Source organism: Sphingobacterium sp. NGMCC 1.201703, assembly GCF_047784615.1.
Lineage (GTDB): Bacteria > Bacteroidota > Bacteroidia > Sphingobacteriales > Sphingobacteriaceae > Sphingobacterium.
On record NZ_JBLOHD010000006.1, the window covers coordinates 372,811 to 392,834 of the forward strand.

Consider the following 20,024-nt stretch of genomic DNA (forward strand, 5'->3'; position numbering starts at 1 on the left):
GCGAAGCACGATTCAACGATATCTATGAAATAGACGAAGCTTCTTGGCGGTATTTTTGAAAAAGGGGCTTGTGACCTGGGCTTATCAAAAATAGTGACAAGAGCGAAGCCTGAGAGAACAGCAGGCGAGCCAAACTCTAAAAGCGGTTGGATTTTGAATGTGCATGCTATGCTTATTCAAAAGACAAAAGAGTTTTTATGAAGTGAAGGGATTTATAAAACATTAAGTATGACAAACAGCGAAGCTATAAATATGAAATTTTATGAAATAAGGTTTCATATTTATAAAGTTTGGCGTATCTTAATGGCATAAATTCCGAAACGGAATGCCATATTACCTCGTTAACGTATGAATTATATAGAAACAATCGAGATTGAAGGATTTTGGGGAGATAAACAGGTTATAATTAATTTCAACAGAGATATAAATTTTATAGTTGGAGTAAATGGATCTGGAAAAACCACCATTATTAACCTAATCGTTGCTGCGATAAAGTTAGATTTTCCAACATTAGATACAACAGAATTTGACAGGATACTCATTAAGTTTAGGAGCTTTGATAAGAGTAAGTTCAAGCCAAACATAGAAATTAAAAAAACTCATGAAGAATACTCCGTATTTAATAATATTAATGTCAAAATTAGGTTTTCGACTAAAGAAGAACCAATTGATTTCTCATTAAACGAGTTGGAAGAGGAAAGATTTTTAAGGGGTAGAAGAGTTCAAAATAGAGTATTTCAAGAAGGTTTAATCTCAAAAAGAGATAGTATATATACTGTCCTCAGGAACATAACATCTGTAAATTGGTTATCAATAAATAGATTTAATAATAAAACAAATGGTGAATCACATGAACCCTCAGTGGACAGAAAGATTGATGAGATAACAAACAAATTTATTAGACATTTTTCATTATTACAATCTGAGGTAAATGAAGAAACTGAGTTGTTCCAAAAACAAATTTTTTTATCATTAATATCCGATGAATCAGAGGGTTATTTTAGAAGTAATGATTCTTTAAATATACCTCTAGAAATCAAATCTCTTCGGGACATTTTTAGAGAGTTTGATGTTCCTGAAAGACATTACAGCAAAAAGATAGAGAAACACTATGAAAATTACGAAAGAGCAAATCAAAGGGTGAAAAACTCAGAGAATCTAAATTTCAACCATGCAGCTTCATTGATAGGAACGAATAGAATTCATAAGATTGTCCAACAATGGACTTTTCTTGAACAGAGGAAAAAGGAGATTTTTAGATCTCGAGATTTATTTCTCGAGATTGTAAACTCTATGTTGCAAAGAAAAAAATTGATTTTTACAAAAAATAATGATTTCATTGTAAAAACACAGAGTAACAAAGAGTTTAGTTTGAAAAAACTATCTTCAGGGGAAAAACAACTAATCATTATTCTCGGGGAAGCTCTTTTACAAAATGATTCGCCACACATATATATCGCAGATGAACCCGAGTTATCCTTACATGTTGATTGGCAAGAAAAATTAGTTAAGAGTATTAAAACAATTAACTCGACATCACAAGTTATTTTTGCAACACATTCTCCTGACATCGTTGGTGATTATCAAAATTCTGTTATTTTTATAGAAGACTGTATCTTATAAAATGAAAGTATTTTTGCGCTCAAATTCAGGTTTAAGAAACCTAAATAAATTCTATCGGTCAAAAGCTATTTGCTATGTTGAAGGAGGAGAAAAAAGCTATAGTCTAGATGAGATACTTGTCGAAGATAAATACACAGAAGAATCTAGGGATATAATTTTTTGGAAAAATATTTTTTCGAAATATTCGACTTTAAAAGAGGTAAAATTTAAGTCTGTAGGAAGTAAGACGGTCTTATTAAAACTTTCTTCTAAAATATTAGATCAAACGTTAAGCAATACTATAATATGTATGGATAGTGAGTATGATGAAGTCAATAATAAGCGATTAATTCATCCTAATATAATATATAGTCACGGATATAGTATTGAAAATGATATATTTAATATTGATAACATTTGTTATATAGTCTGTCTTAATTTAGGTCAAAATCTAAAAGAAGTGGCTGAATTAAGGGGTGTATATAATTATTTTGAAAAAACTATTCGTAAGTATATTGATTATGATCACTATTTTTTTGAAAAAGGTGAGACAATTTTCAAAAGAGATAATCCGAATTCCCATATAAATATAAGCAAAGATGAATACCCATTTCTAGATGAGGATACCTTTAATGTTAAGAATGGTAGCATTATTGTTGAAGAGAAAGATTTGATAAAAAATCTGTCTATTAGCAAGTTTTGTTATGGTCATTTATTGGAACATTATTTTTCCCAAGTAATTAGGGTTTGTTTGGCTAAACATAAAGTAACTGCATTTGTTAAAAATGTTATTATAAACCAACTTATTTTTAACTGTATCAGTACTTTTAATGAGGATCAGGATAAGCATTATTTTCATTCATTAGTAAATGTTTCTGCTAATTAGGTCCACAAAGAAAAGAATGACTTAGTCATTTTAAGATATAAGTAATAAATCCCCAACACTCATGGAAACCCTCAAAAGTTTCAAATGACGTGTTGGGGATGGTTATAGGTGAGATGTAGAGTTTTTAAGAAGAAAATGAATCTGAAAATCTAAAGGTATAGTACCCTTTCACCTCATCGTAGTATGACTTAATAAAAAGGATGACAAATTCTTCCAGTTTGGGTTGTGGAACCAACTCTGAATAATCCTTCACTAGGCTTAATATGTCGATATGGAATAACAAATCATATTCGTCATCTGAATGGAGTTCTGTAATGAGAAGCTCGGCATTTTCATCAATTTCGCAAATATCGTTCACGGCATGGGCAGTTAAAAATGATGTAAACACCCTTTGCATAAATTGAAAGTTTTCATCTGGTATGTCTTCTTTCTGATTTGGAAAGATGTCGTATATTGTCTCTATTCTATTTTTCGGCTTATTGAATTTTTTATGCCACCAATCATGTAACGTTAAAATAGATACTGCAATGATAATTAGAGCGATTAATCCAATAGCAACATAGAATAATATAGGCAGGAATTTTCCAATGATTCCAAATATGTCAATTCTATTTAAAGTGTCCATATCAAAACAAAACGAAATTAGGCTTGCTATCCCAATAAATTTAAACCAATTATAGGCCTTTTCTAGATATAGGTAACCACAAACAAGTAGAAATACGATTACCACCACAAGAAGGGTGTAGACATTTGAATAGTTGATTATGTCCTCAAAGATTAATCTTGCTAAAAGTACAGCGCATAGTGAAAATATAAAACGCATAAATAGTTTAATAAGGTGACAAATGTAATAAACCTCTCTGATTTGGAGAGGTTTAAACACAATATTTAATATCCCGCTAGATAGCCTTATTTACATTTATAAGTAAGGGAAGCTGTTTTGACTGTTGATGTATTATCTTGGGGTCTATTATTATATGTATGGGCATTGTATTCATCTATATCCGTTACATTTCCTTTGGAGTCTTCTTTATATGTGAATGTTTGAGTAAGAGTACCACTTTTAGAACTCCCGCTAATTTTATTGATTCTTTTTTTAGGTAGTTTACCAAAAAAACCTTGTTCATAAAGAATATAATCTTGCTCATCAGCATTATCTGAGAAAAAATCAATTATAAGATTGGAAAATGGCGCATATGATTTTGAAGCGTCCAATTCAACTTTATAGGTTTCCGAAAAGATAGGATGATCTAAGCCACTAATATTTCCATTATTATAATTAATCTGAGTATAGATTTTACCATCGTCACCTGTAATCGCTAATAAAAGTCCTTCCGCCGAATATTTATATTTATAAGTCGCTATCTCATTGTAATCGGTCTTATATGTACGCTTCACAATCCTATTTTGATCGTCTAGTGTGTATTTGTAAATAGTTTGATGGGTTACTGGGTGATATGTTTTTGTATCATAATCATATACTTGGGTTTGATGGTTTTCAACAACTTCGATTTGTGTCTTAGAATAGGAGTAAGTGTATATACGATCGGTACCACTTGAATACTCAACGATTCGTCTGTTTTCATCGTACTTTATTTTTAATACCTCATTGTATAAATTATTTATGGATGCAACCGTACAGCTTCCATTTACGGTTGGGTCATCTGGACTGTCATCTTTCGAACAGCTAACAAAAAGTATGAACGCTAAAAAGGAATAAAAAATCTTTTTCATAAAATCTAATATGTCTAAACCGCTATGCCCAGAGCGGTAAATCTGAATCAAGCGATGGGCATAAAATATCGCTTATAAAAGTAAATTCATTTGTGAGTTGTGTTTTACGGGAATCCGCACTAGAAAGGTCAATTCATTTAGGATGCTGATTTAATATCGATTCATCCCCTATCGATTGGTTAATAATAGAAAAGCGTGGGACGTAACCTAGAGCTGATTGCTGAGAGAGGTACCTAGGAGAACCCTGCACAAACAAACAGATAGGCACGTCCCACGCTTATATATAGCGTAGAACGTCACCTTATCCGCTCTTGTTGTGCAATTGAAAATTTCCTAGGTTTTCTCTTTCACAAGAACTTCAAGCTAACGCTTTATTTCTTCAATATTTTAATACAATACAAAGATAAATAATTATTGATTATCAATGTCAAAATATCCTTCATCTTTTAAACTGAGGTATTTATCATGCGTTACGATTAGATGGTCGCAAACTTCGATGTCTAAGAACTTGCCTGCTTCAATAGCTTTCTTTGTGATTGCTCTATCAGCAGAACTTGGCTGTAATTGCTCCGATGGATGATTATGTGCCAGTATAATTTTAGATGCTGATGCTTTCAGCGCAATGGAAAAGATAACTTTCATATCCACTGGAACGAAATCCTTACCACCTCTTGCTAGGTCTATAATGCCCAATACTTTGTTTGCATTGTTAAGTAAGATAACTTTAAACTCTTCTAAAAAGCTCATAACGGATCTGTCCCAGACCTGCATCAATATTTTATAGGCTTGCTGTGAATTGGTAATTAATGGACACTCTGAAATTTTAAATTCGGGAACGAACTCGACCCGAATTTCTGAAACATTGAGTAGATTTTTCATGGTTTGATTATGTTTTTTATTAATCGTTTCTCTCAATGCAACGATTGGGGGTTGAATAATATACACCTCTCGTGTTTAAAGGTGGGGGTGTTTATTTATTGGTTGTGGAAAAAATATATAATTTTTTATTTTTTGTGGAAGCTGGGCTGACTTTTTAGAAATAGAAACCATTTGTTAATGCTGTGATTCCGTATTTAAAGAGCTGAAAAACATGTTATATCGGATTCAAACTCGCAAATTCAAGTAATAAATTGCTGTATTTCAGTTTTTTAAAATCTATTTCTATTAGCGACTATATTAATAATACAGTTTAAATAGTTGCGATTTTTTTTATTACTAATTTGGGGGGAGATAGACTGATTATATGGATAGTGCGATGTTCATTTTACACAAAAAATTTCAGGACATCAAAATTATTGGGGGGTATAAATAATGATTTTGATGTCCCGAAAATCGTTTATTTTTTATGGATGAATCCTGTGATTTCTAGTCTTCTTTGTCCGTTAAGTTTTGAAATTTTCTTTGTTTCGATAAATAATCCTAGACAATGTTTATTCCTTTTGATCCCAATATCATAGTTTTTCGCAACCATGAAAAATTTGGTCAAAATAGATGCTTCTTTATATACCTCTCCTATTCTAAATTTTTCTTGTAATTCGGAAATTAAAGGATAATTTTTTGAAGCGTCATTGAGATAGGTCTTTTGATAGTATTGGCTTAATTTAAGTTGACTTTTGGCAATTTCCCTTAGTCTGTCTTCACCCTCGTCCATGAAGATATTGAATATCTCAGGATATTTTTCTAAAAGATATTTTGTCATTTCTTGCATGTTTCCGATCACATATTCACCGGCGTGAATTCTCTTTTGAATATCTTGTAACTCATTTAGATTATCAATGATTGTGTTTAGTTTTTCTAAAAATGGAATGCTGGTATCCCTAAATTTAACTTTGTCCAAATCAAGATTTGAAAACGGTAAATCTTCATGTAACACATTGAAATATTTCATCTCCGTATTATAAATTTTTACATTTTTAAATTCGACCATTAATCTTTTTATATCGATATATAACGATTTGATGTGATTTGACAGACAATAATTGTCTCTTAAAAAGTAGTTAATGCTATAATCCTTATTTACAAAAATCTTATAGCCAGTCATATCAATAAGGTCATCAATAACTTCCTTAATTACTAAGTCTGGCGTGGAAAAGCGCATAGTTTTAAGATAATTAAATACCTCTTGGTTCGCTTCCAAATATGCTTTACACTGTTCTTGGCTTTTAAAGGAGATACTGGGGCTAATATCTGTGATGAAATGTGCTGATTTGATGTTGTTCTTTCTAAATCGGCCTAGTATCTGAATAATCTCATTTGAAGGGTCGATGATCGTATGTGAAACTTTCAAATCTGCAAGGATAAATACATCAGCATCTTCTTCAATATCTATATCGACAGCAGTAAAATATCTGCTGGTCAGAAAATTATATTTGCTGAACTTTGTTTCGTCCAATATATAACCTAGATGATAGGGGGTTATTTCTTTTCTTTTGTTGTAAAACTCTTTGACTTCTTCCTTTGAAGTGAAAATACTAGACTCACTTTCAATATTCAATGAGTTAATATAATTAGAGATTTGTGCTAGTGATTTAAAGAAAACAAATATTTTATCTGATTTACAGGATTCTAATTTAGACTTAAATGCATCCAATACCGAATTTGTTGTAATTAACTTTAACTCTCTCGTGATAGGGTAAGTTGGAACAATATTTTTAATTGTAAAATTGTGTTTTTCAAAGCGAGTGTCTGATGGAATAATAGGAGTTGCGCTCACCATTGCTTTATTCTTGAACTCAAAAAATAGCGACATTGGAAACGTAATTTCTTCACGAAAGTCACTATCGTGTGTCATTTTATCAAACTCGTCAATCAAAAGAAAGTATTCGTTGAGATAGTCTATTTCTAATTCCTTCAACGAGTCCAATACGCGGGATAGTGATTCAGGAGTTACCATGATTTTCTTAAATTTTGGCTTACTTTTCTTTAGAAAGCGCTTGATTTGATCTTTTCCTATTCCTTCATAAACTCCCAATAGATGGGTGTGTTTAGCTCGCTTGCCTTGTATTACAGGAACATTTGGTACTATTATGATTGAGTTTCTGGTCTTATCCATTATTTCTGAGTAAGTCGCTCCAATACCAGTAATATTTTTAAATAGCAATGTGTTTGTAGGGATTCGAGAAAGTATTTTATTTAAATAATCACCTTTTGCGATGTATAGATTTTCTGTTTTCATGACATTAAAATGCTGGGCCAAATAAATTGGCTTATGGAAATTTTATGAAATTTGGAATAAATAAGCTGGGGAGATTACCCCAGCTTGTGACGATTTATTTTTGATTTGCTATCTTTAGCAACTCCTTGACATCAAGATCGTATTTAGTAAACGGCGCAAACCCTAACAGCTTATACAAGCCTCTCATATAGTATAGATCAAATTTAGTTCGCTTTCTATCGAGTGTAGTTTTGATTTCAACGTACGAAACATTATCCTCATTAAACCGAACTTCGGATATATCCATTTTATTTCCTGCCGAAAGATTTTTGAAGAATAACCATAGACCTAGTCGCTGCTCGTTGTCGAGCGACCTATAGTATTCGATGAAATATTTTTTTGAAACCACTCCGAAATATTCATGGTTTTCGATAAAGAAATTTTTATTAGAAAGCGTATACTTAGCGCTCTTTGCACTAGCCCGTTTTGTTGTGCTAGTAAATAATGATTTTTGCTCCTGTGAGCGTTTGTTTAATTGCACAATATTCATCCGTGAATCTTTAATTTTAATCTGTTATGTCATCCCAGTTCGTTTGACCACTTAAACTTTGGCGCCTTATTGTTCAAGTGTTATCCCTTTCGGACACAACAAAAGTCAGAAGAATCGTTTGTGGGCTAAATTTTACTTCATTTTGAACTCCCCACAAAATATTTATCAGGCTTCGCTCTCAGTAATTCTTTTATGTAATCCTCTTTAGCTGATTGCTTACCAGTCAATTGTATGTTAGGATTATCTTTTGGAATTAAATTAAAGAGTGCTAGAATTGAAAACAGAAATAGATCTTTGTTTTTGACTTTGTATTTCCTGTCATCAGAATTGAGATCATTCTCCAGATATTTGTTTATTGCCGTGACGATGATTTTATTAAAATGATTAAGCACTGAGGTTGCTTTAAAATTTGGAAAATTGGTTTCGATATGATGATATAGTTTGGAAATATAATCAAAAGATAGATTCGGTTTCATTTCATGGGTTATGTAGAGATAAATAACAGCTTGGTTTGTGATAGTGGCCAATTGATCCGAATATTTATCCATAGGCACCTCATCAATGCCATATTGATAAGTTTTTCCAATACTTTTATTATAAGCCTCTATCAACTCTAGAGGTTTATACCGATCGATCCAAGCATCGAATTTAAGCTGTAATAAATACTTCGAAATATTGTTCTGCTCAATGCCTTCAATTTTAATGGTTTTTGTGGTATCAACAGCCCCATATTCGTCAACTAGTCTAAAAAGTGAATGGGAGTTAGCCTTGTTATCTGTCATTTCAATCAATGTAAGCATATCGCTTAAAAAGCTTTTTTGGATTTCTAAATGATGCTTCTTTGATTTGTAACTATCGTCTTTAGAAACGTTATCGTGGTGATGGAGGTAGCTATAAAAATTTTTCCATTCATTTCAACGTAACAATGGGCAATTACTGTCATATCTTCCAGTATATAATCGATCCTTGCTTTTTCATCATCACTTAGTTCATCATAGGTTTTATCATAATAGAGTATTGTAAGACGTTTTTGAATATTACAGTCATCGTGAGGAATAGGAACACCATTTACGATTGTTTGATAAGGAATGATCCGTTTTACTTCGAATCCTAGAACCTTTATCCCCTTGTCTAGATATTTTTCAAAATTGTAATATATGTTTAAATCCTGTAGGTTTACTTCGGGTATATTGTATGCCAATTCCATGTACTGGACAGCATCTTTATCTATTTCTTTCATGTAAAAATTAATTTGTTGAAAATAGATAAATTTCGAGTTTTTATAAAATGAAAAAGCCCATCCCCACAAAGGGAAATGGGCTGATTTTCATTTTGATTGAGACACGATTTTTATTAGGGGGTATAATAAATAATTTCTATGTCTCGGACACTATAGTTCAGGCATCACATGTTTCAATTCATCCGCATTATGAACACCTAATCCACGCAGGTATTTAAGCGTTACAATCATATCAGAATGACCTAACAGTTGTTGGAGTATATGAAGATCTTTGGTTTTCTTATATACATTTATGGCAGCGGTGTGTCTAAAAGAATAAATGGTTTGATTTTCACTTAATAAACCTAATTCTCTCATTTTCTTTGCCTGCCTCGACCAAGCTTTGCTAAAATAATTTTCATTAAAATAATCTGCGGTTCCTGTAAATAGGTTTTGATTAGGTAAAAGTTTCCTAGCTCTTTCTATTATGGCTTCTTTGACATATTTGGGTATAGGCGTGACCCGAACTCTCCCACTTTTGTTTTCTTCTCCTGAGAGGTGGATTTCACTGAAATCATTTTTAAAATGTCGTCCCTTTAGCTTACGAACTTCAATATGTGGTCTCAGAAAGCAACCATAACTAAGCAAGCAACACAAGTAAAGATTTTCGTGTGCTTTTTTTAAATAGTTTAATACTAAATGGATTTGTTTTTCATCGTAGGTCTGATGTAAAACACTCTTAGGTTTTCTTCTTTCTGTTTTCTTAATCAGATTAATATTTAAATCATACAGGTTGTTGATTTTGGACAATAAAACTCCTAGATCTCTTCTTTTGTCCATATAATAGGTATTTGAACTTTGAAATTGATTGAGGAAATTCTGAACCTCTTGCACCTTTAAAGTGGAGATTGGATTATCTAAATTTTCTTCCCCAAGGTAACTGATAAATGCGGAGTGAACTTTTGTCAAGTTTTGTTTATAACGAATATTTAAATTCGAAATTAATTTTTGATTTAAGGCGCTCTGAAATGCTTTTCTTATAGATACCTCTTCTTCAACAAATGTGTGGTTAATTTCAGAAGTTGGCGGATAATTCCCAATGTCAATAGCCTTCCTAAATTCATACTCTAATACTTGTAATTGTTTATCTCTTTCATAAACCGATGTAGCATAGTTAGGTTTAATATCTAAGCCTATTTTTAGTCCTGTGTATTCCTTTGTTCTTTTCCCATTTAGGCAAATTGAAATAAATACTCTTTTTTTTAAATCATCTGATCTTTTGATTTTGACTGAATAATCACTCATTGTGTCTCACTTTTGTCTCAGCAAGACGAAAAATAGAAAAAAGCGCTTTTAAACGTGCTCTAGTGGGTATAGCCGGTACACTCTTAATCTGTGGGTCCTGAGTTCGAGCCTCAGCGGGGTCACTATCTAAAAAAGCCGTTTTACTTAGTAGGATGGCTTTTTTCGTTTTTAGGGTAGTTTAGGGAATTATACCCCATGCGTTTTGAAATCCCTCAAAACGGTGTGTTTTGCATAGTTTTTTGTTGAACTTCACGTAAAACCGTCACAAAGTATAAGTAATAGGACCCAAAAGACTGCTTTAATATACCTGATAGCGTTCGAGCTATAGCTAATTGTTGAAGAATAACTACCTGCATATTGCAAACCAATATACAGGTAGTAAATAAAAATCAACGATATGAATATAATACTTCAAAATGACTTTATTGTCTTTTGAGAAGCTATAACATTAGGACTGTTTAACATCCTTAGCAAGAGGGGTATAGAATTCCGGTATCCTGAAAAATTCCGTTCTGCATATCACATTCATTGGCTGCTAGGGCATTTAATTCCAGTGTTCCAAAATTCCTCTCTTATTCGGCAATACAGCGTACCGAATATCCTGAGACAGCTGTATGTCCAACATTCGCTGTGTTACGCACTGTGGCGATGTCCCGAAGGATTGATAATCTATAAACCTGATCCACTGTTGTACGCTCAGAAGTCCAGAACGGTCCGCTTCCTCCGCGCCACGCCCATTTACCATCTCTGCTATCACGGAAACCGGAAGCCGGAAAAGTTAGTATTACCGAACGATTTCGCTTACTGGTTAGTATTTTAGCTGGCCCATAGGCTACGTTGGCACTTGTGGTCCCCCAAGTACCACTATTGTTGCTTACGCTCATATCCTGAAGCAATTGGTCATATTCATTCTTACTTGGGATACGGTAACCGCTTGGGCAGGGATCATTGGCTGTCTTCTGCGGTGTAGTTGTTGTGCCGCTGTTCCAGGCATTAGCTGGTGCGGCGGTCGTATTCCAGTTTGAAATCGCATTTTCGGAGCTACTTGCATTTGCAACCACGGCCGAACGTCCAAATTGGTAAAAATTCCCCCCCAAAGAGGAAATCACGGGATCCAGGTCGGGATTAACATCTGTATTCGCACCCAAATTATGGCGCATCCATATCTTGCCATTGATGCGGGCCGCCGATTGTCCCTGATAGGTCAGGTAAATATCATTGGGAACAATGGTGAGGTTGAGATTATACTTCACCCCGGGGGTAATACTCAGGTTTTCCAGAGCTGTCAGATTTGTGACTCTAATCTCACCGATGGCGAAACCTGAAAAGTGTAACATTCCGGTCGTCGTGTTGGCATTGAGTTTTCGGGGAGCAGCATTCACGACCATGGTATTTAGACCTGAAAAATCAAGTCCTGCTTCGCCTACAGTACCTTTTCGCGTAATCGCAGCGTCCTGTAAAGCAATGTCTGCCTGCGCATAATGGTCATAAATTCCTCCCCGGATATCAACGATATTATAACCGGTGGCCGAAGCATCTACTTTCGTTGTGATCTCGCTAAACTGATGCTTTAGCACGACTTCCAGGTGGTTGTCTGCATCACTCACCAATTGCATATCCTTTCGGAAATACATGAGATCAGTCGAGTCCGCATTCACATCCATTACACTAGACCCGGCCAAGGTCTTATTGTTCGCATCTGAAAAAGTGATAGCAGGCAATACAGAAGTACTTCCTACCGAATAAGCTATAAACGTATAGTTTTCACCACCGTTCAGGATCAGGGCCTCAGTACTGCTTTCTTGGCCACGGGTATAATCACGCTCCGTCACATAGTTTTCAGCGGCATCATACACCGCTACTTTGTATTTAACATTTGCGGGTAAGTCTTCTTGAACCACAGCAGCCCGCTTCCCATCTACCGAAGCGTTTTTACGAACGGTCTCCCTCTGGGAGGCAGGGACAAGCTCAGTGACCATACTTAACTCCTTACTAATAGCCACTACCTGACGCTGCGATGTAGATGCAGTACTACCTGTAGAAGCTTTGGAGCCAATCACGCCACCTTGATCAAACTCGGCACCCGATAAATTTACACGAATAGCTGCTTTACCTTTCGGTAACGTATCACCCTGTTCTTTTTTACAGGCACCTAAACTGATTATAAATGCCAGTAACAAACTTGAATATTTTATACTATTTTTTAACATACAATTTCATGTTGATTTAATAAAAAGTCAGCTTACAAGACTTACCAGCCCATATTGCTGTTGTTATCGTCGGCAGTTTCCCATTCGCTTTTGACCGAACCTGTATTATCCCCAGGCTGTATATTTGCAGATCCAGCTGCTATACCTTCTTCCATTGCAATTATTGTAATTTCAATTTTAGGGGTTAAATAGAGTTTTTTTCTTTTATGATTCTTTACCATGACCGTTATTTTTTATGTTAGTAATTTTTTAGGATTAACAAGTCATCTAAACAATGTAATTTGCCAAAAAGGTGTTTGCTTAAAAGAATAATTCCTATTTTATAGAATGACAGTCAAACATGTTTCCTCCGTCAACATATACATTTCAGTGATTAAGATCTTTGAATCCTGCTTGCAAGATCAATACTTACTATTAACATTTTCAAAATTAGGAAGAATCGGGACCGATATAGTTTCAAGAATTATTACAAGAGTTATAAAAATTATTTATAAGCGTGTAAGGTCCGGTTACCGTCGCTTTCAGTTTTTCCTTTCTGAGAAGGCCCTTGCATCATTTTTATTACATAAGATTAAGCTTCTCTTTAATACGTCATAGTTGAATCGTATTCCGTTCTTGCATTACCATACCTGAATAAAAAGGGCTTTTGCTATTTCTAAGCCTCCTTTTTCAATAAAGTATTCAGCCTTCTTAAATATCAATGTATCATTGGTGATACTTCCATCCGTCTTGTGATCAACTTCTAAAATTTTCAACCGTGTTGTAAAGAGCCTCAGTCTCTTTAACAGTTGAACTACAAGCAATAAAAAAATCGGAAAATAGAGGTCACTTATAGAAAAACCGTTTTACATAAGTAGGACGGCTTTTTGTTCATGGAGAAATTATCGCCTTCTTTTTCTATAATGCAAATAATAATATGCCAATAACAGACTGAACAACATCAACAAAGCGCCAAGGATAAAGGCTGAACCGGGAAAATATATGGGTGCTTTTTTGTGGCTGAAATAATAGAAAGTTTGGGTCATTAGCAAAGGACCAAAGATTGCGGTAAGGCTCAATACACTATTTATACCGCCTTGTAGTGCACCTTGTTCATTGGATGGCACTTGTGCCGTGATGAGCGATTGCAAAGCGGGATAGGCTATGCCTCCAAGACAGTAAGGTATTAAAAACACATAAAGCATCCAACCCTGGGTGGCAACGGCAAAAAGTACCATACCTATGGCATACAAAAGCAAACCGAGGTACACACTTTTTTCATTCCCCAATCGAGGGGTCGTGTAACGAATAAGCACCCCCTGTACCAAACCTATCATACCACCTAGTATGGCTAACGAAATACCTACTTGCACTTCTGTCCAGTCAAATTGATCCATGACAAAAAAGCTCCAAGTGCTTTGCCCGGCATAACCGGCTATATTAAAAACGAAAAAGCAAACTACTAATCCAAAGATTGCAGGATATTTTACAAACAGCTTTAGCGAACCAATGGGATTGGCATTTTTCCAATCAAAAGGTCGGCGATTTTCGGGTTTTAAGGATTCGGGAAGAACAAAATAACCGAGTAGGAAATTTAAAAAACAAAGTAAGGCCGCAGCATAAAAAGGCGCACGTAATCCCCATACGGAAAGCAATCCGCCAAGAGCAGGTCCTACAACAAAACCCAAACCAAAAGCGGCCCCTATCACGCCAAAATTTTTTGTGCGATTTTCATCCGTGCTTATGTCGGCTACGTAAGCGGTAGCCACTGTAAAACTGGCTCCGGTAATGCCGGAGAGCACCCTTCCAATAACTAGCAGCGTGTACGTGTGCGCCAAGCAAGCAATAAATAGTCGGCAAAAAAACCAAGTAATGAAATAAGTATTACCGGTCGCCTTCCATACATGTCGCTCAGATTTCCTACCAACGGCGAAAAGATAAATTGCATAATGGCATATACCGTAAGTAGATAGCCACCCCAAATACTTGCCTGACCAATGGAAACGTTTCTTAGCTCCGAAATGAGTCTGGGCATAATAGGCATGATTAGCCCAAAACCAATGGCGTCGATCGTGATGGTAATAAAAATAAATACTAGGGCAGCGTTGTACAGTTTCGTTCCTGGTTCCGTTTTAGTAACACCTGATTTATAATTGAATAATTTAGCCATTTTTGTCTATTGGAAATTATGTTGTTCAATTTATACGCAGTAAAGGTCAGTATACTAGCACCTTGTGTTATTACAGAATTATGGAAAAGAGTTGTAAAATTTTTAGTTTTTCTCGCTGGAATCTCATTGTAGATGTCGGATAAACAGACCAAAATCTCCTAGCAAATTGGCCGCCCGATCTTTTCCAAGGGCAAGTGTTATTATTCCAGCTACTTGTATTAATGAAGATCGTTATAGTATAGTTGCTTTAAAAGCCTATTCAAATTATTTAAATCGTAGCAATGATATTGTTTTGCCGTAGATAATCACTTGGTGACATATTCGTAACCTTTTTAAAGTTCCGATAAAAACTTGTTTTGGAACTGAATCCACATTCAAATGCCAATGACACTAAATTATATTTTCGATTTTCTGGTATTAGGACTATTTGTTTGAATGTCTCCACCCTAAATGAATTGACGTAGTCATAGAAATTCTTGCCTTCTATCGAATTTATGACCTGAGAAAGTGAACCGGGTGGAATAGTCAGGAGGATTGCCAGATCACCTAATGTCAAATCTGGATTTTGGTAACATTTCTTATCTTCCATCAACTGGGTAAGCTCAGCGTAAATTCTGTTCCTCTCGGTATCTTCTAACCTTGTTTTTTCATATTTAATTCTATCAGATTTTTCCTCCTTATCAACAGCAGCAGTATACAGTGGATTTGAAGTTCGCTCAATCTCTTTGGGAAGAAGCACTTCATGTGTCGACAATGCATTTGAAAAGATACCGACCTGTCGGATCCCAAAATATCCGATAAAAAAAATAAATAGTGTTATCCCTATAAATAAGACTGGGGGGATCTGTACCGTTATTACAATTGCCCAGATAACCCCCATTCCGAAAACAAGATATTGCATCCAGTTCAGCGTAATTTTGTTGGTATTGGAAAACTGTGCTTTAATGTTTCGCTTGTGTCGATATAAAAGGATCGTAGATAAAATAATATATGTAGCTCCTGAAATCATAAGACCGGATTCCATTATCAAAAACACAAGGTCAAATTCAGGTGCAACATGATAGTATCCTTTTGTGGTAACAATTGCAACAGGCAATAAAAAAACTAACACCATAGCTATTACAACAGCAGGAATAAAATGAAACAAATAATGCCATGTATATTTCTGTTGGCCACTTATAAAAACAATATATAAGTATAAAAATGGGCCATGTAGATATGGAAATGGCAATTCCCAGCCAATTAGCTTTGGTATTTTTTGTATTTCGCCCGAGCCATAAAGCCCTATGAGAATAAGGTCAAAAAAAGCAAAAAAAAGCCAAGATGCTAAAATTTTGTCTGCAACATTTTTCCGTTTTTTGGTAAGGAGTAACAGAAAAAGAAATAACGAGATGCTAACGCCAAAAAAATAAATAAATAGCCAAGCTAAGTTCATAACGGGATATAAATAAGCAGAAATAATTGTTTTTTTTTAACTCGTTAAAAGCCAATTGTCCGGTTAACTTTACATCAATGTACTCCATAAATCCAGACATCTCTACAAAATTAATTTAAATGGTTTGAAATTAACTGGAAAAAAGAATTTGCTGCGTAAAATATATTACACAACAAATTCTTTAGTAAGATAGATCTGCACTTCAGATTGTAAGCTATTGTTTTTGTCCTTCAAAACTATAAGCAAATTCTGATGACGATGTTGCATTTGCAACTAAAGTTAGGTCTTTTTCTGCTGTTTTGTAAGTAAATTGCCCTTGTGAATCATGCCCATCCACCAATCCCGGTACATCTGCTTTTGCTTGGATTGTTTTAGTTGCAACATTTGAATACGGCTCCCCCGATTTGGCTACAAATTTAAGTCGATTATTATCTACTTTCGTAACAATCAGAACAGCATTAAAATGATTGACAGTTCCAATACTATAGGTACCCTTATATGTACCTATTGCCACATCGATGGAGCCACTATCTGAACCAGGGTTGTCATCCTTATCTTTGCTGCAACCAACGAAAGATATCAACGCAAAAATAATGATCAAAGCACTACTAAACCTAACTTTTAAATTTGTCTTTTTCATTTTATTCTATTTTTAATTAGAGATTCAAAACTAAAGAAACAGCTGTCCATAAAAGTCCCACCTTACAAAACGGGACTTGTTTTATCCGTATCTAAAGACCATTATTCCCATGTTGCAAAAGGGATTACATGATAACACCAAAGTGTTATCAGGCATTGGGCAACCAGGACAACTAGCCAAAAATCAAAGCGTTTAATGCTTTTTTTTAGGTTCAATCCGTATTGTATAATGGATGTGAAAGTTCCCACAGGAAATAAAATTGTTGCACCGTACAACAGGATCGCTGAAAAAGATTTATTCCCTATCTGGGTAATATCATTGCTGAATACGATAAGCCCCGAAAACACAAGTAATAATAAAGCAATTGAACAGGGAACTTCTGCTGATCTGAAATGGTTACACTTCTTTTTATACATATTAAACATGAAAAGTAACAACAGGACGGAGGCTGCCAGCGCTCCAAGCGTAATAGAAAGTGCCAGTAATACGATTTTCCAACCGTTCACTTTTTTTAAAGTCATTATGCCTGTCGTAAGATATGACTCCCCATGTTCATCCCGATAGAATAAATGCGAAGCTTCTGTCTTATTTTGGGCAATATAGAGCTGACTATCGTCGGCTGTTATGAGTGTTTCTTTCTTAAGGAAGGGTTTTATCGAAATAGCCGTTTTGTGATTTTCTACCAAGGTATAAGAGCTGATGATATCCAAAAGTTCCATGGGATAAATCTTTGTAATTACGGGCACATAGTATCCGTTTCGGTCCGAGTCCCACAGAGTGGGGGCTGTTTCTTTTTTTGAAGGAACGGTTGCCCGCATCGGATGTATATGCAAATTATCGATCAAGGCTTGGTTAAACACCTCATAGTCTGCTGTTTCACTGTCCATATTATGGGCTATAAAGAAAGCTTTTTTCTCCTTTGGGAAAATGTAATACATTGCCCGAAAGCCGATTGTATTCCCCGAATGAACAATTCCGATTACAGCATGGCGATCTCTGGATAAAGCGCCAAAGGCGTAACCGAGCTTCAGCCCGTTCTTTGCGGCAATGGTCTGTTCGGGGTGTCCAAATTGTTTAATAAATTCGCTTCTGATGAATTCTTTACCATCTAACCGCCCCTCGTTGAGAACAAATTCCAAAAAAGTTCCCATATCCTGAGCAGTAGTTGTGAATTGACCTGCCGGACGCACATAGATTGGCATGGCAAAGGTGGGCCGGCCATTATCCAAATGTCCCATCGCCAGTTCTTTATCTTCCTTTTGGGAAGTGAAGTGAAATGTACTGTTGTGTAGTCCAATAGGCTGCAGGAGATTCTTGTCAAGATAGTTTTCGTAAGGTTCCTTCACAACACTTTCTATCAGCATTCCCAATAGAGTGTATCCCATATTAGAATAGGAGAACAACGTTCCTGGTAAAACATGTATATCCAATACCTGGGGATTTCTTCTGTAAAATTCCTTTAATGGTGTTTGGGGACTAACTTCTGTGCTAAAAAAATGCCACAGCCGAATGTCGGAAAGACCAGCGGTATGATTAAGTAAATGTTTAATTGTGACAGGATGTGAGCTCTCCCAGGGGTTGTTCATGGGTAAATCTTTCAGATATTTCTTGATTGGATCATCCAGATCGAGCCGATTTTCCGTGGCCAGTCGCAAAACGCCCATCGCAAGAAAAGTTTTGGTTATTGAACCTACATGTATCTTGGTATTTTTAAGCATAGGTTCGTGGGTCTCCATATTTTTTAACCCAGAACTATAGCATGTAATATGACCATTGTTCACAACCGAAAAAACGGCTCCTGATAGCGCTTCTTTTTTCAGAAGATGGTCTATCTTATTTTGTATGGGCTGGCCAATGACAAATAAAGACAGGGAAATAAATATAGTAAGTAGGAAAACTTTCATGTCCGATAAAAAGAGGTGAGTTTTTAAACTGAATGGACCTAGTCTGACATCCTCCGCCATTGGGTGATAATCGAACGTAGGCATAAAATTTTTTAATCATGCTTAAGGACTTGAGCTATTTTGGCCGACAATGTCTGGTTCTTGATTTTTGCCCTTTTCCAAAGGAGAGGCTTAATTATCAGCCATATAGTGAGGGTAAGAATTAGCAGAGTTGATAGTGAAAATATTAGAGATGATGAATTATCTAAGTAGTCTAACCAATAGAGAAAAACCGCAATGAAAAAAAGAGTCGCTCCAATAGAGAATATGTTCAGCTCTTGACGCTTCTGCTCCCAGTAGATAGCTGATAGGGTCCTTATAAAATCAATACTGTTTGACAAATACTCCTTTCGCTCCTTATTGATCTTTTGCCAGGAATAACTGAAAAGATAAACAGAGATCAAGAGTACAATTATTTCGGAGATACTTTTAGAAATGCTGTTCAATTCATCCGTATAGATGATGTAGCCGAGGGAAATACTGGAAAATAGGATAACTGAAATACTCCAGAAGAATACTGCCCTTTTCTTTTTTTTTCTCCAGCGACGCAATTCCTGGTGGAATTCTTTGAGATTTTTATCCGTATCTGTTTCGGCTGTCTGCCAAACTTTCTTTAAGGCTGTTAGGTCATTATTCATCATCTTTCATTTTTTTTGACAAAACTTCTTTTATCCTATGCATCCTCACCCGGACATTAGAATGCGTAATTCCCAATATTTCAGCAATCTTTTCCTGTTTCAGGTCCTCTAGAAAAAAGCCTATGATAAGTCTATCCAATTTGGGCAGATCAGCTATACATTGATGGAGTTTAACAAGGGTTTTCTCCTCCATATAGGGATCTACTTCGTTGGATCTTAAAAATCCATAATCTTTAATAAGTTCTTTTTTCTTTTCGTTTTCTATTTGTCTCAGGCATTTATTGCTTGCAATTCTATATATCCAGCCCGGGATATTCTCATGATGTGTCAGTTCATCCATGTGCGTGAATACTGTAATAAATGTATCTTGCATCACATCTTTTGCCTTTTCAACATCATTAAAATACCCCAAGCAAACTCTAAATATTTTGCTTGAATAATTTTTATATAGATATTCAAATTCCATTATAAGAGATAAATACAGGAAGCGATAAAATGTTACAAATTATTTTCAAATCTATTACAAAGCCTTATACTTCCGTATGGGTTATCTCATTGC

Annotated in this window: 17 protein-coding genes and 1 pseudogene; 2 read left to right on the forward strand and 16 right to left on the reverse strand. The window is 35.1% G+C overall.

Annotation, left to right across the window (positions count from 1 at the left end):
- Window positions 1-348: 348 nt before the first annotated feature.
- Together ACK8HY_RS15160 and ACK8HY_RS15165 are read left to right on the forward strand one after the other, a co-directional pair.
- Window positions 349-1,623: an AAA family ATPase gene (locus ACK8HY_RS15160; RefSeq protein WP_416134130.1), complete on the forward strand. Its 1,275-nt coding sequence runs from the start codon at window positions 349-351 to the stop codon at window positions 1,621-1,623.
- 1 nt (window position 1,624) lies between these two features.
- Window positions 1,625-2,488, forward strand: a complete 864-nt coding sequence (locus ACK8HY_RS15165) for a hypothetical protein (protein WP_416134131.1) — start codon at window positions 1,625-1,627, stop codon at window positions 2,486-2,488.
- Window positions 2,489-2,612: 124 nt separating this feature from the next.
- Here the strand turns inward: ACK8HY_RS15165 and ACK8HY_RS15170 are convergent, their stop codons facing one another.
- The 16 genes and pseudogenes from ACK8HY_RS15170 to ACK8HY_RS15245 form a co-directional block, all read right to left on the reverse strand.
- Complete coding sequence (locus ACK8HY_RS15170; protein WP_416134132.1) at window positions 2,613-3,311, reverse strand: hypothetical protein; 699 nt, start codon at window positions 3,309-3,311, stop codon at window positions 2,613-2,615.
- A gap of 86 nt (window positions 3,312-3,397) precedes the next feature.
- Entirely contained in the window at window positions 3,398-4,222 is an 825-nt protein-coding gene (locus ACK8HY_RS15175) for a hypothetical protein (protein WP_416134133.1), read from the reverse strand.
- A 411-nt stretch (window positions 4,223-4,633) separates the two neighbouring features.
- Window positions 4,634-5,101 carry a JAB domain-containing protein gene (locus ACK8HY_RS15180; protein ID WP_416134134.1) on the reverse strand — a complete coding sequence of 156 codons (468 nt, stop codon included), beginning with the start codon at window positions 5,099-5,101 and terminating at the stop codon, window positions 4,634-4,636.
- A gap of 457 nt (window positions 5,102-5,558) precedes the next feature.
- Window positions 5,559-7,397 (reverse strand): hypothetical protein, encoded by a 1,839-nt coding sequence (locus tag ACK8HY_RS15185; RefSeq protein ID WP_416134135.1) that lies wholly within the window; start codon window positions 7,395-7,397, stop codon window positions 5,559-5,561.
- 94 nt (window positions 7,398-7,491) lie between these two features.
- Window positions 7,492-7,926 (reverse strand): hypothetical protein, encoded by a 435-nt coding sequence (locus tag ACK8HY_RS15190; protein ID WP_416134136.1) that lies wholly within the window; start codon window positions 7,924-7,926, stop codon window positions 7,492-7,494.
- A 137-nt stretch (window positions 7,927-8,063) separates the two neighbouring features.
- Window positions 8,064-8,726, reverse strand: a complete 663-nt coding sequence (locus ACK8HY_RS15195) for a hypothetical protein (RefSeq protein WP_416134137.1) — start codon at window positions 8,724-8,726, stop codon at window positions 8,064-8,066.
- A gap of 26 nt (window positions 8,727-8,752) precedes the next feature.
- Window positions 8,753-9,166: a hypothetical protein gene (locus ACK8HY_RS15200; RefSeq protein ID WP_416134138.1), complete on the reverse strand. Its 414-nt coding sequence runs from the start codon at window positions 9,164-9,166 to the stop codon at window positions 8,753-8,755.
- A 150-nt stretch (window positions 9,167-9,316) separates the two neighbouring features.
- The gene (locus ACK8HY_RS15205) at window positions 9,317-10,450 is read right to left on the reverse strand and encodes a tyrosine-type recombinase/integrase (protein ID WP_416134139.1); all 1,134 of its coding nucleotides are present in this window, start codon (window positions 10,448-10,450) and stop codon (window positions 9,317-9,319) included.
- Window positions 10,451-11,022: 572 nt separating this feature from the next.
- Window positions 11,023-12,660, reverse strand: coding sequence for an FISUMP domain-containing protein (locus tag ACK8HY_RS15210; protein ID WP_416134140.1), 1,638 nt, complete (start codon window positions 12,658-12,660; stop codon window positions 11,023-11,025).
- A gap of 41 nt (window positions 12,661-12,701) precedes the next feature.
- Window positions 12,702-12,881 (reverse strand): hypothetical protein, encoded by a 180-nt coding sequence (locus ACK8HY_RS15215; RefSeq protein WP_416134141.1) that lies wholly within the window; start codon window positions 12,879-12,881, stop codon window positions 12,702-12,704.
- Between the two features lie 660 nt (window positions 12,882-13,541).
- A pseudogene (locus ACK8HY_RS15220) lies at window positions 13,542-14,809 on the reverse strand (TCR/Tet family MFS transporter).
- A gap of 268 nt (window positions 14,810-15,077) precedes the next feature.
- Entirely contained in the window at window positions 15,078-15,923 is an 846-nt protein-coding gene (locus ACK8HY_RS15225; protein ID WP_416134142.1) for a helix-turn-helix domain-containing protein, read from the reverse strand.
- Window positions 15,924-16,458: 535 nt separating this feature from the next.
- The gene (locus ACK8HY_RS15230; protein ID WP_077436940.1) at window positions 16,459-16,884 is read right to left on the reverse strand and encodes a hypothetical protein; all 426 of its coding nucleotides are present in this window, start codon (window positions 16,882-16,884) and stop codon (window positions 16,459-16,461) included.
- A gap of 101 nt (window positions 16,885-16,985) precedes the next feature.
- Window positions 16,986-18,872, reverse strand: a complete 1,887-nt coding sequence (locus ACK8HY_RS15235; RefSeq protein WP_416134143.1) for a serine hydrolase domain-containing protein — start codon at window positions 18,870-18,872, stop codon at window positions 16,986-16,988.
- An 8-nt stretch (window positions 18,873-18,880) separates the two neighbouring features.
- On the reverse strand, window positions 18,881-19,468 hold the full coding sequence (locus ACK8HY_RS15240) for a hypothetical protein (protein ID WP_416134144.1): 588 nt from the start codon (window positions 19,466-19,468) through the stop codon (window positions 18,881-18,883).
- A complete protein-coding gene (locus tag ACK8HY_RS15245) occupies window positions 19,458-19,931 on the reverse strand; it encodes an RNA polymerase sigma factor (RefSeq protein ID WP_416134145.1) in 474 nt (157 codons plus the stop codon). Before ACK8HY_RS15245 ends, ACK8HY_RS15240 begins: the two co-directional genes overlap by 11 nt.
- Between the last annotated feature and the right edge of the window lie 93 nt (window positions 19,932-20,024).

Bases quoted from the DNA above. Each gene is read 5' to 3' on its own strand.
- ACK8HY_RS15240 (WP_416134144.1), bottom strand. From the start codon at position 19,468: ATGATGAATAATGACCTAACAGCCTTAAAGAAAGTTTGGCAGACAGCC.
- ACK8HY_RS15215 (WP_416134141.1), bottom strand. From the start codon at position 12,881: ATGGTAAAGAATCATAAAAGAAAAAAACTCTATTTAACCCCTAAAATT.
- ACK8HY_RS15245 (WP_416134145.1), bottom strand. From the start codon at position 19,931: ATGGAATTTGAATATCTATATAAAAATTATTCAAGCAAAATATTTAGA.
- ACK8HY_RS15235 (WP_416134143.1), bottom strand. From the start codon at position 18,872: ATGCCTACGTTCGATTATCACCCAATGGCGGAGGATGTCAGACTAGGT.
- ACK8HY_RS15230 (WP_077436940.1), bottom strand. From the start codon at position 16,884: ATGAAAAAGACAAATTTAAAAGTTAGGTTTAGTAGTGCTTTGATCATT.
- ACK8HY_RS15210 (WP_416134140.1), bottom strand. From the start codon at position 12,660: ATGTTAAAAAATAGTATAAAATATTCAAGTTTGTTACTGGCATTTATA.
- ACK8HY_RS15165 (WP_416134131.1), top strand. From the start codon at position 1,625: ATGAAAGTATTTTTGCGCTCAAATTCAGGTTTAAGAAACCTAAATAAA.
- ACK8HY_RS15225 (WP_416134142.1), bottom strand. From the start codon at position 15,923: ATGGTGTTAGTTTTTTTATTGCCTGTTGCAATTGTTACCACAAAAGGA.
- ACK8HY_RS15185 (WP_416134135.1), bottom strand. From the start codon at position 7,397: ATGAAAACAGAAAATCTATACATCGCAAAAGGTGATTATTTAAATAAA.
- ACK8HY_RS15160 (WP_416134130.1), top strand. From the start codon at position 349: ATGAATTATATAGAAACAATCGAGATTGAAGGATTTTGGGGAGATAAA.
- ACK8HY_RS15205 (WP_416134139.1), bottom strand. From the start codon at position 10,450: ATGAGTGATTATTCAGTCAAAATCAAAAGATCAGATGATTTAAAAAAA.
- ACK8HY_RS15175 (WP_416134133.1), bottom strand. From the start codon at position 4,222: ATGAAAAAGATTTTTTATTCCTTTTTAGCGTTCATACTTTTTGTTAGC.
- ACK8HY_RS15180 (WP_416134134.1), bottom strand. From the start codon at position 5,101: ATGAAAAATCTACTCAATGTTTCAGAAATTCGGGTCGAGTTCGTTCCC.
- ACK8HY_RS15195 (WP_416134137.1), bottom strand. From the start codon at position 8,726: ATGCTTACATTGATTGAAATGACAGATAACAAGGCTAACTCCCATTCA.
- ACK8HY_RS15190 (WP_416134136.1), bottom strand. From the start codon at position 7,926: ATGAATATTGTGCAATTAAACAAACGCTCACAGGAGCAAAAATCATTA.
- ACK8HY_RS15170 (WP_416134132.1), bottom strand. From the start codon at position 3,311: ATGCGTTTTATATTTTCACTATGCGCTGTACTTTTAGCAAGATTAATC.
- ACK8HY_RS15200 (WP_416134138.1), bottom strand. From the start codon at position 9,166: ATGAAAGAAATAGATAAAGATGCTGTCCAGTACATGGAATTGGCATAC.